Here is a 14171-nt window from a genome sequence, read left to right as displayed (position 1 = left end):
AGATTTTGTCTATTAGAGAAACCATAAGCTACAATAAGAATCTAATAACTGGTGAGACTGTAAACAAAAATAAATCAAAAGAAAACACTGGTATTAAAGGTAAAGTGCTCATTGAGCTTTTCGATGCTAAGACATCAGAGAAGGTTACAGAGGCATATACTGAAAACATCATCCCTGATGTTATATTCAAAGATATTTTCCTAAGGTACTTTGCTGGAGAAGTAATGGGAATTGGTAATACGAATCATAATCACACAAAAAATTTATTTAGCCATTTATATTTAACAGACTCTATGAAACCCGAGCAGATGACAACTGAAAGAGTATTTGGAAACATTATCGGTTATGCTCACCGCAACAGCACCTATTCCGGTACTGATCCTTTAAGAGGGACCATCAATACTGCAGAAACGAGGATGGAGATAAGAAATAATAAGATTAGGACTAATTTTGTTTTTGACTTTCCCACTCATGCGGCAAACGGGGAGTTTGAAAGTCTATTCTGGAGTGACTCTTATGATGATTTGGACGAGAGTTATATCGGACCACCTATATTGGGACGAGGGATTGATAACGGAGATGGCTATATACATGCAAGAACAACGGAAACAGATAACCAAAAGGCCCTTTACTGGACTATTAGTTTCATAATGGGTGGGAGCAGTCCTGCGAAGTTTAGAGTTTTTACTGACTATACTAGAGGATATGTTAACTTTGATGGTACTCACTCAAGTTCTACCAACTCAACCCATATTCAGTTTCCAGAGCATCTAAAAGGGCATCAACTTATACTTCCCTTTGACATGAATAGATTAGAAACAGGTTTTATTGAATGGAATAACGCTATAATTCTTTTAGATGCATCTGGGGATAGCTTTCCATCGAATCAGCTTTCTGGTGCCTTTCCTGTACTCAAAGAAAATGGAGAAATTGATTATATTTTTGGTTACTATAGGTCTAGTAATCTCCTTAAACTATATCGATGGACGAGGGTAGGTGTGTTTATATCTGAGTCAACTATTGATAACATGCAGACTCAGTTCCAAGATGAATATGGAGCAAATTTCACTTATAGAGATATAGCAGTAACTCCAGTTCTATGGGGAGGGCTTATTGAAATATACGGTCACAACACCAGAACAGATTTAGCTAGTAATGAACAACTATATGCAAGTAAAGTCATACGTCTAAATGTGGATGCTACAGTGCATAGTGTAATGGATTTAAAACCAAGGATAGGCAGTTCAACATGGTTTGCTTCCAGAGGCATGCATAGTGGGAATATAGATAGAAGATGTTATCTATCTTCTATTAACAGATCTAAAAATAGGATATACCTCTATTATGTAGGTACTGGTGGTGGTAGCAGTTTTTATCAAGTTATTACACCTGAAGGTAACCTACTAGAAGCATATAGATCAAAAGGAATTTCATCTGACTTTCTAAATATTAGAGGAACCGACAAATGGCTTTATCAGTATAGAAGTTATAGTTCAGGAACAGGATGGCAGCGATACTACTACGGTATCCACTTTGCTTCAGTTTCAAGACCTAGTGGAGCCCATACAAAGTTGGCCAACCCTGTACAGAAGACAGATGCTAACACCATGAAAGTGCAGTACATGTTTGAGATAGATTTAATTGATTACTTAAATGACTTATATTAAAGGAAGGTGAAAATGGATGAAGGATTGGGTAGATATTTTAAAAGTTATTTTTACAGCCATCGGCGGCTATCTAGGATATTTCTTAGGTGCGCTAGATGGCTTTTTATATGCACTGATTGTTTTTGTAGTTGTTGATTATGTTCTGGGAGTAATGTGTGCGGTAGTTGAGAAGCATTTATCTAGCGATATAGGTGCTCGGGGCATTTTCAAAAAAGTAGTGATCTTCTCCCTAGTAGGTGTTGCTCATATCATTGATCAGAATATTATCGGTGGTGGTAGTGCAATTCGCACAGCTGTAATTTTCTTTTATCTTTCTAATGAAGGAATCAGCATCATTGAAAATGCAACAAGGCTTGGGTTGCCGATTCCATCAAAGCTTAGGGATGTACTTGAACAATTAAAAGATGGGGGAGATAAAGATGGTACTAGATAATTTGAAAACGAAATATATGACTAGAAATGATTGTTACACAGCTAATCGGAAGATTACTCCTAAAGGCATTATGGTCCATTCCACAGCAACATCTGGAGTTATGGCAGGAGCTTGGTTTAGTCGGTGGAATAAGTCCTTTAGAGCAGGAGAAATCAACAGACAGGTTTGTGTTCATGCCTTTTTAGATGATAAAGAGATCTGGCAGTACCTACCTTGGAATCATCGAGGTTGGCATGCAGGTGGTGCTGCGAATAATACCCACATCGGTTTTGAGATATGTGAGCCGAGAGGGCACTCTTATAGAGGGTCTACAATGGTGAACTATGACGTAAAAAAGAATGAAGCCTACTTCCGAGCAGTTTGGCAGAATGCAGTAAACCTATGTGTTTTTCTTTGTAAGGAATATGGTCTGACGGAGAAGGATATCATCGGTCATGCTGAGGGGCATAGACAGGGGATTGCTAGTAATCATGCAGACCCCAATCATTGGTTTCCACAACATGGAGAGAGTATGGATACCTTTAGAACTGCTGTTAAGAAAGCACTGGAAGGGAATCAACAACCGAACCCTTCAACATCTCAAAAATTATATCGTGTTCAAATAGGTGCATATTCTGTAAAAGCTAATGCAGAGGCACAACTTGAGAGGGCAAAGAAAGTAGGCTTTACCGATGCATTTATTAGGTACGATTAAACAACAAATAAAATATTAATCTATTTCTATTATGTAGCCTGTGGGGAATCTTCTCCTGCAGGCTTTTTTTTGTTCTGATTTAAACTAATTTTTTCAAATCCTCAACTTCGACCTGTTCCCACGGCTATTAGGTAGGAGGTGATGATTTATGAATCATAATGAGGAAAAGAAAGTTACAAAGCTTACGGATGAAAGCATAGAAGGTAAAGTTAAGTTAAAAGCCATATCAACTGAGCAGCTACAGCGTGAATTTGATTATTTAATGGCTGAAAAATTACTCAGGAAAATGCAGGAGAAAGGGTTAATTACTGAAGGTGAACTCCAAAAAATAAATGAATTAAATCGTCAAACTTTCTCTCCATCTTTAGCAAAGATAATGCCCTAAAATCGTTGATATATATAGGTTTTAGAGGTAATATGTGACCTACAAAGAAGGAGGTGAGAGGATGAAAAAGATAACAAAAATAGAAGCAAATAATACCGATGCTTTTATCAAGCCAAAGTTAAGAGTAGCTGCCTATTGCCGTGTTTCTACAGATAGCAATGAACAGCTGGTCAGCTTGCAGGCACAAAAGGCTCATTACGAAACCTACATAAAGGGGAACCCAGAATGGGAGTATGTAGGATTGTATTACGATGAGGGGATCAGTGGAACGAAAAAAGAAAAGCGATCTGAACTGCTTAGAATGTTATCAGATTGTGAAAACAGGAAAATCGATTTAATTATTACAAAGTCTATTAGCAGATTTGCCAGAAATACTACAGACTGCTTGGAGATGGTTCGTAAGCTGGTAGACCTCGGTGTTTACATCTATTTTGAGAAGGAAAACATCAACACCCAATCAATGGAAAGTGAACTAATGCTCTCCATCCTAAGTGGACTTGCAGAAAGTGAGTCAATTTCCATTTCGGAAAATAATAAATGGTCAATTCAAAGACGATTCCAAAATGGAACCTTCAAAATTTCATATCCACCATATGGTTATCAAAACATTGACGGACAGATGGTTATAAACCCCAAACAAGCAGAAGCTGTAAAGTATATTTTTGCAGAGGCATTATTGGGTAAGGGTACACAGAAAATTGCAGATGACCTTAATTTTAAAGGCATCCCTTCAAAAAAAGGTGGGAGGTGGACTTCTACAACAATTAGAGGGATCCTTAGAAATGAAAAATATACAGGTGACGCTCTTTTGCAAAAGACCTATACAGACAGTAGTTTTAATAGACACATCAACTACGGTGAGAAAAATATGTATTTGGTTGAAAACCACCACGAGCCAATTATAACCCATGAAGTTTTTGATGCAGTAGAAACTGTTATGAGCCAAAGGGCAAAAGAAAAAGGCATAGAAAAGCACAACAATAAGTATCAAAATAGATATGCTTTCTCAAGTAAAATTATCTGCTCAGAATGTGGTAGCACATTTAAAAGGCGTATTCATTCATCAGGGGCAAGAAAATATATAGCTTGGTGCTGCAATAAGCATATAAAGCAGATAACTGAATGTTCCATGCAGTTCATACGAGATGAAGATATAAAAATGACATTTGTTACGATGATAAATAAACTAATTTTCGGTCAGAAATTCATATTAAGACCACTACTTAATGGACTACGTAATCAGAATAATGCAGATAATTTCCTTAGAATTGAAGAATTAGAAACTAAGATTGAAAAAAACATGGAGCAGAGCCAAATGTTGACTGGTTTAATGACTAAGGGCTACCTAGAACCTGCTTTATTTACTAAAGAGAAGAATGCACTTGAAGCAGAGAGTACGAGGCTTATAGCAGAAAAGGAGCAGCTTACCCATTCAGTTAATGGTAACCTTGCTAAAGTAGAGAAAGTCAATCAACTACTTAAGTTTGTTTCTAAATCTAAAATGCTCGCAACTTACGAGGATGAGTTATTTGAAAGCTATGTGGACCGAATTATAGTTTATTCACGGGAGGAGATTGGTTTTGCATTAAAGTGTGGAATTACACTAAGGGAAAGGATGGTGAACTAGATGGCTCACACGCCATACGGTTATAAAATTGTAAAGGGTAAGGCTGTAGTGGATGAAATAGAGGCAGAGCAAGTAAAGAATTTATATAGAGGGTATTTGGAAGGACTATCTTTGAAGGATGCTACTAAAAAAGCTGGAATAGACTGCTACCATGCCACTGCGGCTAAAATGCTACAGAACAAGCACTACCTTGGTGATGAATTCTATCCTCCGATTATGGATGAGGAGACTTTTGAAAAAGTTAAAACTGAAAGACAAAAAAGAGCTGAAAAGCTAGGCAGGGTATGGGAACCAAAAGAAGAACCTAAAATGGATCTTGATATGAAGTTTAAGGCAAAACCCCTAGAGCAAAAATATGATAACCCATTTAAACAGGCAGAATATGCATACAGCTTGATAGAAAGTGAGGTGTAGCGAATGGGAGTAAGTAAAAATGTCACGGTTATTCCAGCATTTAAGAGGGTGGGTAATCAAAAGACAAATGAAAGCAAAGTTAAAACACGAGTAGCTGCCTACTGCCGTGTATCTACGGATAGTGATGAACAGGCCAACAGTTATGAAGTTCAGATTTCTCATTACACAGAGTTTATAAAGAAGAATCCAGAATGGGAACTGGCAGGTATTTTCGCTGACGATGGTATTTCAGGAACCAACACAAAAAAACGTGAAGAATTTAATAGGATGATTGAAGAGTGCATGGAAGGTAAAATTGATATGATTATTACCAAGTCAATCAGCCGATTTGCTAGAAACACTTTAGACTGTTTGAAATATATCAGGCAGCTTAAAGATAAAAACATCCCAGTATTCTTTGAAAAGGAAAACATTAATACAATGGATTCTAAGGGAGAAATTATGCTTACCATCATGGCTTCCCTTGCCCAACAGGAGAGTCAGTCCTTAAGCCAAAACGTAAAGCTAGGCATCCAGTACCGATATCAACAAGGTGAAATCCAAGTCAACCACAATCGATTCTTGGGGTACACGAAGGATGAAGATAAGCGGCTGGTGATTGACCCAGAGGGCGCAGAGATAGTAAAACGGATTTATAGGGAATACCTTGAGGGAGCCAGCCTTTTGCAGATAGCAAGAGGCTTAGAAGCAGATGGGATTCTAACTGCAGCAGGAAAAGCAAAATGGAGACCTGAAACACTGAAAAAGATACTTCAGAATGAGAAGTACATCGGAGATGCCCTTCTGCAAAAGACTTATACAGTAGATTTCCTTTCTAAAAAGAGAGTCAAGAATAACGGGATTGTTCCTCAGTATTATGTAGAGAACAGCCATGAACCTATTATCCCACGGGACCTTTTTATGCAGGTTCAAGAAGAAATGGTGAGAAGGACAAACATCCGAAGTGGCAAGAGCGGTAAAAAGAGAGTTTATAGTAGTAAGTATGCTTTATCAAGCATAGTATACTGCGGACAGTGTGGTGATATTTATCGGAGAGTCCACTGGAATAACAGGGGATGCAAATCCATTGTATGGAGATGTGTTAGTCGCTTGGAGGAAAAGGGGTCTGACTGCACCTCCCCAACCATAAACGAAGAAACATTGCAGACAGCAGTCATCAAAGCTATTAACCAACTCCTAGCTAACAAAGACCCTTTTCTCCAAGTACTACAGAAAAACATAACTACTGTTCTTAATGAGGAAAATGAAAAAGCCATCACTGATATCGATGGCAAACTGGAAGAGTTACAGCAACAGCTACTTCAACAAGCAAAATCCAAGAATGACTACAACGATGTGGCTGATGAGATATACCGCCTAAGGGAACTAAAGCAAAATGTGCTGATAGAAAACGCAGAACGTGAAGGAAGAAGGCAGAGGATTGATGAGATGACAGAATTCTTGAATAAGCAGTCCCACGAGTTGGATGAATATGATGAGCAGCTGGTAAGGAGGCTTATTGAGAAGGTTACGGTGTTTGAAGAGAAAATTACTGTTGAGTTTAAGTCGGGTGTTGAAATAGATGTATGGACATAGCTTTTCTGACCGACCATCAATCAGGAGATGCATTTTTATGGACTAATCTTATTAAATTCAAGAAAGTAGCAAGAAAAATAAGTAATATTAATATTTTGAAAACCAAAGCACATCGGTCATTTTATCCCGATGTGCTTTGGTTTATCTTATTCAACATTAATTGTAATACTATTGTTTGGCTTTTCTACTTTTGGAACTATAATTTTTAGCACCCCGTTTTCAAGTTTTGCTTTAATGGCATCGGGTTTGGAATCTTCTAAGTAAATAGAACGGCTCATAGAATTATAACGTCTCTCCTTGTGAATGAAATTCTTTTTCTTTGTTTCGCTGCTTTCATCTCTAGTAATAGAAATCGTTAGCTTCCCATCATTGAGTTCAACGTTGATGTCTTTTTTATCTACACCTGGCATTTCAGCTTCAATAAGGTATTCTTTGCCATTATCTTCTACATCAACTTTGAAAGTATCATAAGAGAGGGTTCTTCTAAATGGCCAATCATTTGAAAAAAAGTCATCAAGCAAGTTGTAGAAGTCCCCAATACCAGTATTGGTTGAAATTTCTTTGTTTTTTCTGTTAAAAGGTACTAATCCAGCCATAATTAACAACTCCTTTTCGTATTATTTTATTAGCACTCTCTAATGATGAGTGCTAATTATTATATATCATAGAATTGTATTAACGTCAATACTTTTTTGAAAAAATATTTAAAACAAATTGAAGTATAATAATAAAACTTAAGACCAGGAAATCTTTTTTTATAAAAGTTTAAAATCACACTTTTACAACATCTTTATGGAGAGTCTTTTTATAGTCTAATTAGGAGAATATATTATAATTTATTGGAAAACCTAAAAAATAGTTAGTAAAAATACAAATAATAGGAGCCTTTGAAAATGTTTTTTAGAAGAAATAATAAAAGTTCAAAAAAAAAATTAAATTCAGATAACGTCACTGAGAATCTAACAGCTGAAAAAATAGAAAACCTGTTTTCTAACATGGCTGATTTCAACAAGATAAATTTAAACACACCTGGTGGTAACGAATATATTCTTTACTTTTTAAAATCCTTAATCAATGTTGACCAATTAAATTTAACTGTGATTTTGCCATTATTACACGGAAACAAAGGCAGTGTCCCTTCAAGCATTGGTTCTATCGAAGTAACAGAAATAGATACTTTACATAAGGCAATGGAGAATTTACTAACTGGCTCAATATTGATTGAAGATATTGTCCAAGAAAAGTATTGGAGTATAGTAATTCCTAGGGATTTGAGTCGTTCTATTGATACATCTCAGCAGGAAAGCATTTTATATGGGCCAAATGATAGCTTTGTTGAACAAATTGATCAAAATATAACACTTATTCGAAGAAGACTACCTATTGCACAATTAAAATGCAAAGACTTTACAATAGGTTCTATGAGTAAAACAAAGCTTTATTTAATTTACATAGATGGTCTAGTAGATTCTGAATTACTAAAAACAATGGAAGAAAAAATTAGAAATATCGATTATGATGTTTTTTTAAATTCATCTGAGATAACTTCATTTTTAGATGATAATAAAAACAGTCTTTTTCCACAATATCAGTTAAGTGATAGACCTGATGTTATTGTTTCAGCTCTTTCATCGGGTAAAATATCACTTATCTTAGACGGAACTCCTTTTGTTATAGCTGCACCTATAACTTTTTTTGAATTATTTCAATCTCCAGAAGACTATGTACATCGCTGGCTAGTAGGTTCTTTTTTAAGAACTATTCGTTTTGTTGCTTTTTTAATTACTTTGCTATTAGTTCCGGCTTATGTAGCAATTGCTACATACAATTACGAAATTCTACCGCTCCAATCATTGATAATCGTACTAACCTACCGTAGTAATGTACCATTTAACCCTATGATTGAAGCTTTTGCAATGTCTTTAATACTGGAAATACTAAAAGAAGCTAGTTTAAGGATGCCACAAAAAATAGGGCCAAGTCTTGGAGTAGTTGGGGGTATAGTAATAGGTCAAGCTGCAATAGACAGTGGAATCGCTGGTCCTGTTTTGGTTGTTTGCATAGCTATTTCTGGATTGGCCTCCTTTCTTGTTCCAAACTACTTAATGACAAATTCTAGTAAACTAATTCAATTTATATTTATAGGATTAGCTGGTTTGTGGGGATCTTTTGGTATGATTATTGGATTGGTATTTTTGGCAATTCATTTGAATTCACTTACTTCCTTAGATCGTTCGTATATTGCTCCCCTAGCCCCCTTTTACTTAAAAGACTGGAAAGATGTTATTATTCGCTCACCTGTACAACTTATGAAAACAAGACCTGAATATCTGCAAACACAAAATAAAAATAGAACCTCTAGCACAAAGGAGAACATAAAATAGATGGATCGGGTTAACATTATCAACTCAAAAAAATCTTATTTTTCAAGTAAGCATAAAATTGATTCTGTTATGCTAGCTTTGCTTATAAATAGAGTCCAAGTTATTCATTTAATTATATTTTCAACTGAAAGATTACAATATCCTCATATGGTATGGTTGATTATTCTTGGTGGAGTTATTTCACAACTTAACATTTATATATTGTCTAGATGGCTTTCAAGTCATATGGGAAAAAAGGGTATTGTTGGTATATTTGACATGTTTGGAGATGTATTTTCTAAAATCTTTTTGTTTGTTTGGTTGTGCTTTATGTTCATAAAATTCATTACTATTAGTTCAGCCTATATTTATCTGTTACACAAATACTTAATGACGCAGCACCCTAAAACAACTTTGATGCTTATTTTCACCATGATAATCGTCTATTTGGCAAGTAAAGGTTTCTCAAATACATTAAAATTTACTATTATTACATTTGTTTTTTCTATTGGGGTTTTATTTTTGTTCATATCTTTAATCATTAGTTCTTTTGTTAGTGTTCAAGATGTTTTTCCATTATTCGGGAACATCTTTAATTCTAACTTTCTTATCTCCATAGTATTAATATGGGGAATATTTAGCGGTCCAGAATATCTTATTTTTATTGGCCCTTATATTCGTTCCGATGTTAACATTCCAAAGTCAATGTTTATTGGAAACTTATTAACTGTTACTGAATATGTAATTTTTTATTTGGGTACATTTATCTTTTATGGGGCAGATTTTTTACCATATGTACAGCATTCTTATATTAGTGCCATGGGCTATCTGCAGTTTAGGTCTATACAAAGGCTTGATATGATAATACTGCCAGTTCTTATTGTAAGCTTTGCACTTTTTTTAGCGATCATTCTTCTTTCTTCTTTTAAAGCAGTTCTGTATATTATAAGCAGCAAAAATAAACCAATAGAAAATACACCTTTATTTATAATAATAAGCCTTATTTTCGCATCAGCCTGTATTTCTTTTGTACTAAAGGTTGCTACAACTGAAATTCAAGCACTCTTTTGGAACCAGATTTTATTGTACGTATCCATATTTACTTATACCATAATTCCTACTATGATGCTCATTGCATTTTTAGGTAAGTCACGGAGGGGAAAATAATGTCTTTTGCAAAACGATATTTAATTTTTACTATGTTAGTGTGTTTACTTTTGACCGGTTGTAAAAAACATAGGATACCAAACGAAAACTACATTGAGAATATAGCACCTTCGGTTTTATTTCATATTCGACCCGCCGATGATAATGACAATATCGAAGTTATTACAATCGTACCTCCCATAAAAAAAGAAGAAAGAAAAATTATAAAAGCAGAAGACAGAACCTTGACAGGTGCAAGATTAAACTTAAGCACAAGCTATTTTAGAGAGATAAAAACTGGTCAGTTGAGAATAGTATTTATTGATAAGAAGATAGCTGAAGAGGGAATCTTTGATATAATCAATCCTTTATTCAGAGACCCTTCCATTTCTCACAGACTTTATTTAGCAGTAGTAGAGGGCGATATGGAAAGTTTTTTGAATACTACACTTAAGGAAAATATAGATATATTTCTCTATGAAAAAATGAGTTTTAATGAATCTCAAGGAGAAATCTTAACACAAAACATGCATTTTTTTCTAAGGACTTACTATTCACCATATGAAGACCCTTATCTGCCCTACTACAAAATAGAAAATAGTAAATTGGTTTACTCGGGGATGGCAGTATTTAATGATGATGTATTGACAGATACATTAACACTTAAAGAGGAACGGATTTTTAGGTTATTACATCCCTTAGTAAAATATCATAAGGTATTACCCGTCATTAACATATCCGACATAGTCTTATTAGACTCTGTAACTACTACAAAGATTGAGTTCTCAGATTCATATGACGAAGTTGATATATCTGTAAAATTATCGTCGCATCTAGGAGAATACAAAGATGGGGTGAGATCTAATATACAAGAGAATTATTTGAAACTAGAAGAGAAAATTCAATCTTCCTGGGAACAAGAAGCAAAAGAATTGATAAAAAAACTTCAAAAGGCTAATAGCGATTGTCTAGGTATTGGTCGTTATACAAAGACCTTAACACAAAAACCATTCACCGGAGATACATGGAAAGACAAATGGAGTAGTCTAGAATTTAATATTCAATTTGAAATGACTTTTGATGATCTTGGGGCAAAGAAATACGGTAAAAACAAGTAAAGTTATTGCAAATGCCAAGGCTGGCAAATACTCTTCTAATAACGATAGCCACACAACACTAATCTTAAATGCAAATAGTGTAGCAAACTCTATTTTTTCTTGCTTTATAGATTTTAAAAGCACCCTTGTGTGAAACGATTGTGCAGACTTTTGAAGAAAAATATTCAGATAGGAATCTCTCAAATACAAAAGATGAGAAAGATTGATCTAGGCAAAATACTAAGAAAATGTTTGCATATTTTTATATCGATATGTTCTCTCCTACCGATAGCGATAAAAATGCCGTGGATATGTTTCCGAGAACAGACAGTTAGAAAGACATTCATTCTGTCCTCTCGAGCCATGTGGAGTGTGTGGTAGGGCTGAGAAGGGATTAGAAGGGTTGTAAATACTAGGTTTCATGTGTTGATAAATATGTTGCCATAGATGAATAAACAGGAGTAGGGTTGTATGGGGGAATATGGAATTGTTGCCCTCTTAAGGGCTGTGGAGTGTATAGTAAAGCTATATAAAGGGTAGATAATAAAAGCTAGTGGTTGCAAGGGGTGTAGAGGTATGGTATGGTAGGGGTTGTTAGGGAGTGGGGGATAGGGTAAAAAGAATGAGAGCATTGACATGTATACTTAAATGCCAATGTAACCACAAAACGAACATATGTTGAAATTATAAAATTTATGTCATAAATTGTTGATAAAAAACAAGAAAAATTTTAAAGGATTTAAAGGATTGTCAATGTATTATATTGAAAATATATGAGATGGAACAGTTTATTAGAATGTAGTACAAAACTAAAAAATGAAGGCGGTGATAAAATGAAGAAAAGTACAACAGTGATACACTTTATTAACGATATATCATTCTTGATAGATAAAGGGACTTGCTACTCAATAGATGAAGTGAACGAACATTTAGAAAAGAAGGATGTAATAGATTGGCTGGAAGCAGAATTCCCATTCGGGAGTGATAATGGGATAGATTTTAGTATGTTTGGTGTGGCAGAAAGAAAATTTTTGCATGATGAACTTGAAAGTTTCTGGAGTGCTTATGTTGGGCAAGAAAATCGAAAATGGGGAATAGAAAACAATGGACTGTGTATACTCATAGGGTGGTCTCTAGGGATTCTACAAGATATAATAAGAGATAAAAACGATGAAATGTTATAATGAAGAATAGAAAGGGGGCGAGATAATGTCAGCAGAAAGCCATTCACTTGCAATATCCATAGAATTGACATTACGTAATTTATTCCAATGTGAAAGATTTGGACTTGGGGGTTACGTCAATTCTGATAGTATAGAAAGCAGACCTATAGAAGCTTTTAGAATTGGTTTTGCAACAATATATCCTAATGCAAGTATAGAAACAAGAACTTTAATTGATACTTTCATTGATAGTAACTATCAATATGAAGAACAAAGCATTGACCAGATAGGTGTTGATGTAGTAAGAAATCTTCATGAACAATTTGTAAGTATTATAGCAAGGTAAGTAATTATTATTGAACCCTATTAAGGGTTCTTTCTGTTTCTATTTATTGATAACATATGAAAAGCTAATTGATTATAATAACTAAAATAAGACAAATCTTTTAGCATCATGATTTATTATTGGTAAGGAGGTTATTTATGGATGTATTTCAAATAAAGATTGATGATGATCGTCCTATACAGCTAAATGTTAAAAATTACGAAAGATATACAAAAAAATCAGATCCATTTTATATTATTGAGAATAATAAATTAAAATACTATGCTATTTGTCCTGCTTGTAAAAATCCTATACAAGTAATTAATCTTTATGTAGATAAAAAATTTGATGAGAATAATAATAAATTACCGTTATATGCAAAGCATGTTAAAAGGAGTGTAATTGGTGTTGCTGATTACTTACAAGAAGCATATGATAATTGTCCAATGGCTAATCCAAACAAGTTTGGAGGAAATGAGAAGCATAGGAATAAGAAATTAAGAAACGAAATTGTATCATTAATTAAGTTTTACCCTGTAGTTTTATTTAATGAGATTAGAAGTATAACTGGAATAGATTTTTCAGAGAAAGCATTTGGTAAAATGATTAATACTTTTATAAAGGCCGAAGGATTTTATTATAAATACATTACTAAGTATAATTTACCGTATGGATTTTTAAATATGCAAAAGAGTATTTCGATTTATAATAATAAATTGTACCCTTCATCTATTAAAAATGAATTGATAGACAATATTAATAAAAGCAACTTTTTTCAGTTTAATAAATTCCATATTACTCCAAAATCTAAGGATATGTTTTGTGAAATAGTGATTTATTTAGCTAATCATAAGTTTGATAAAAAATTTGAGTCTGAGACTATTGAAATAATAATCGAGGAAAAATTTGAAGAAGTATCTAATGTCGTTTACGAAAAAACTATAGAATTAAACTTAGAAAAATATATAAATACAATAGAGAAACAAAAACGAATTAATAGTTTAACCAATAATATTATCTTAGAATAAATCTAATAAGTCTAACGGTAAAGTAGGCTTGATAAAAAAATACAAGGATTAAACTCTGCTTTGAACCATCCCTGTTAAGTAGACCTTGGAAAAACCATAAAGTTATGCGACCAAGGCTGAATCTGATCTTCTATTGGAGCCATGCCTTTGAGTTTATATCGTTGAATGAAAAACTAAATTCCAGTTACACGGAAGTTACTCTTTTATGCAGGATTAACTTCCTTTTTTGACCCTTATCAAAAGGCTAATTTTAG

Annotated in this window: 14 protein-coding genes; 13 read left to right on the top strand and 1 reads right to left on the bottom strand. The window is 34.1% G+C overall.

Annotation, left to right across the window (positions count from 1 at the left end; translation table 11 throughout):
- Positions 1–5: 5 nt before the first annotated feature.
- From T335_RS0114350 to T335_RS0114320, 7 genes are all read left to right on the top strand, one after another.
- A complete protein-coding gene (locus tag T335_RS0114350) occupies positions 6–1667 on the top strand; it encodes a hypothetical protein (protein ID WP_051569338.1) in 1662 nt (553 codons plus the stop codon).
- Between the two features lie 16 nt (positions 1668–1683).
- A complete protein-coding gene (locus T335_RS0114345) occupies positions 1684–2100 on the top strand; it encodes a phage holin family protein (RefSeq protein ID WP_026478161.1) in 417 nt (138 codons plus the stop codon).
- The gene (locus tag T335_RS0114340) at positions 2087–2794 is read left to right on the top strand and encodes an N-acetylmuramoyl-L-alanine amidase (RefSeq protein WP_026478160.1); all 708 of its coding nucleotides are present in this window, start codon (positions 2087–2089) and stop codon (positions 2792–2794) included. Before T335_RS0114345 ends, T335_RS0114340 begins: the two co-directional genes overlap by 14 nt.
- Positions 2795–2942: 148 nt before the next feature.
- A complete protein-coding gene (locus tag T335_RS0114335; RefSeq protein WP_084281383.1) occupies positions 2943–3179 on the top strand; it encodes an SHOCT domain-containing protein in 237 nt (78 codons plus the stop codon).
- A 61-nt stretch (positions 3180–3240) separates the two neighbouring features.
- Positions 3241–4806, top strand: a complete 1566-nt coding sequence (locus tag T335_RS0114330; protein ID WP_026478158.1) for a recombinase family protein — start codon at positions 3241–3243, stop codon at positions 4804–4806.
- Entirely contained in the window at positions 4807–5220 is a 414-nt protein-coding gene (locus T335_RS0114325) for a recombinase family protein (RefSeq protein ID WP_026478157.1), read from the top strand.
- Between the two features lie 3 nt (positions 5221–5223).
- Complete coding sequence (locus tag T335_RS0114320) at positions 5224–6795, top strand: recombinase family protein (RefSeq protein ID WP_026478156.1); 1572 nt, start codon at positions 5224–5226, stop codon at positions 6793–6795.
- Positions 6796–6941: 146 nt separating this feature from the next.
- Here T335_RS0114320 and T335_RS0114315 read toward each other — a convergent pair whose 3' ends face one another.
- Positions 6942–7391 carry an Hsp20/alpha crystallin family protein gene (locus tag T335_RS0114315; RefSeq protein ID WP_026478155.1) on the bottom strand — a complete coding sequence of 150 codons (450 nt, stop codon included), beginning with the start codon at positions 7389–7391 and terminating at the stop codon, positions 6942–6944.
- Positions 7392–7688: 297 nt separating this feature from the next.
- Here T335_RS0114315 and T335_RS0114310 point away from each other — a divergent pair, with 297 nt between their 5' ends.
- The 6 genes from T335_RS0114310 to T335_RS20860 all read left to right on the top strand — a co-directional run bounded on the left by T335_RS0114310 (position 7689) and on the right by T335_RS20860 (position 13917).
- Positions 7689–9179 (top strand): spore germination protein, encoded by a 1491-nt coding sequence (locus tag T335_RS0114310; protein WP_026478154.1) that lies wholly within the window; start codon positions 7689–7691, stop codon positions 9177–9179.
- Positions 9180–10325 (top strand): GerAB/ArcD/ProY family transporter, encoded by a 1146-nt coding sequence (locus tag T335_RS0114305; RefSeq protein ID WP_026478153.1) that lies wholly within the window; start codon positions 9180–9182, stop codon positions 10323–10325.
- Positions 10325–11422 (top strand): Ger(x)C family spore germination protein, encoded by a 1098-nt coding sequence (locus T335_RS0114300; protein ID WP_026478152.1) that lies wholly within the window; start codon positions 10325–10327, stop codon positions 11420–11422. Before T335_RS0114305 ends, T335_RS0114300 begins: the two co-directional genes overlap by 1 nt.
- Positions 11423–12234: 812 nt before the next feature.
- The gene (locus tag T335_RS0114295) at positions 12235–12585 is read left to right on the top strand and encodes a hypothetical protein (RefSeq protein WP_026478151.1); all 351 of its coding nucleotides are present in this window, start codon (positions 12235–12237) and stop codon (positions 12583–12585) included.
- A 25-nt stretch (positions 12586–12610) separates the two neighbouring features.
- The gene (locus T335_RS0114290) at positions 12611–12910 is read left to right on the top strand and encodes a hypothetical protein (RefSeq protein ID WP_026478150.1); all 300 of its coding nucleotides are present in this window, start codon (positions 12611–12613) and stop codon (positions 12908–12910) included.
- Positions 12911–13047: 137 nt separating this feature from the next.
- Positions 13048–13917 (top strand): hypothetical protein, encoded by an 870-nt coding sequence (locus T335_RS20860; RefSeq protein WP_051569337.1) that lies wholly within the window; start codon positions 13048–13050, stop codon positions 13915–13917.
- The last annotated feature ends 254 nt before the right edge of the window (positions 13918–14171 follow it).

The organism is Alkaliphilus transvaalensis ATCC 700919, from assembly GCF_000621485.1.
Classification (GTDB): Bacteria; Bacillota; Clostridia; order Peptostreptococcales; family Natronincolaceae; genus Alkaliphilus; species Alkaliphilus transvaalensis.
The sequence above is the reverse complement of the archived record's forward strand: the minus strand, read 5'-3'. Positions and strand labels throughout refer to the sequence as shown.

Bases quoted from the DNA above. Each gene is read 5' to 3' on its own strand.
- T335_RS0114345 (WP_026478161.1), top strand. From the start codon at position 1,684: ATGAAGGATTGGGTAGATATTTTAAAAGTTATTTTTACAGCCATCGGC.
- T335_RS0114340 (WP_026478160.1), top strand. From the start codon at position 2,087: ATGGTACTAGATAATTTGAAAACGAAATATATGACTAGAAATGATTGT.
- T335_RS0114335 (WP_084281383.1), top strand. From the start codon at position 2,943: ATGAATCATAATGAGGAAAAGAAAGTTACAAAGCTTACGGATGAAAGC.
- T335_RS0114330 (WP_026478158.1), top strand. From the start codon at position 3,241: ATGAAAAAGATAACAAAAATAGAAGCAAATAATACCGATGCTTTTATC.
- T335_RS0114325 (WP_026478157.1), top strand. From the start codon at position 4,807: ATGGCTCACACGCCATACGGTTATAAAATTGTAAAGGGTAAGGCTGTA.
- T335_RS0114320 (WP_026478156.1), top strand. From the start codon at position 5,224: ATGGGAGTAAGTAAAAATGTCACGGTTATTCCAGCATTTAAGAGGGTG.
- T335_RS0114315 (WP_026478155.1), bottom strand. From the start codon at position 7,391: ATGGCTGGATTAGTACCTTTTAACAGAAAAAACAAAGAAATTTCAACC.
- T335_RS0114310 (WP_026478154.1), top strand. From the start codon at position 7,689: ATGTTTTTTAGAAGAAATAATAAAAGTTCAAAAAAAAAATTAAATTCA.
- T335_RS0114305 (WP_026478153.1), top strand. From the start codon at position 9,180: ATGGATCGGGTTAACATTATCAACTCAAAAAAATCTTATTTTTCAAGT.
- T335_RS0114300 (WP_026478152.1), top strand. From the start codon at position 10,325: ATGTCTTTTGCAAAACGATATTTAATTTTTACTATGTTAGTGTGTTTA.
- T335_RS0114295 (WP_026478151.1), top strand. From the start codon at position 12,235: ATGAAGAAAAGTACAACAGTGATACACTTTATTAACGATATATCATTC.
- T335_RS0114290 (WP_026478150.1), top strand. From the start codon at position 12,611: ATGTCAGCAGAAAGCCATTCACTTGCAATATCCATAGAATTGACATTA.
- T335_RS20860 (WP_051569337.1), top strand. From the start codon at position 13,048: ATGGATGTATTTCAAATAAAGATTGATGATGATCGTCCTATACAGCTA.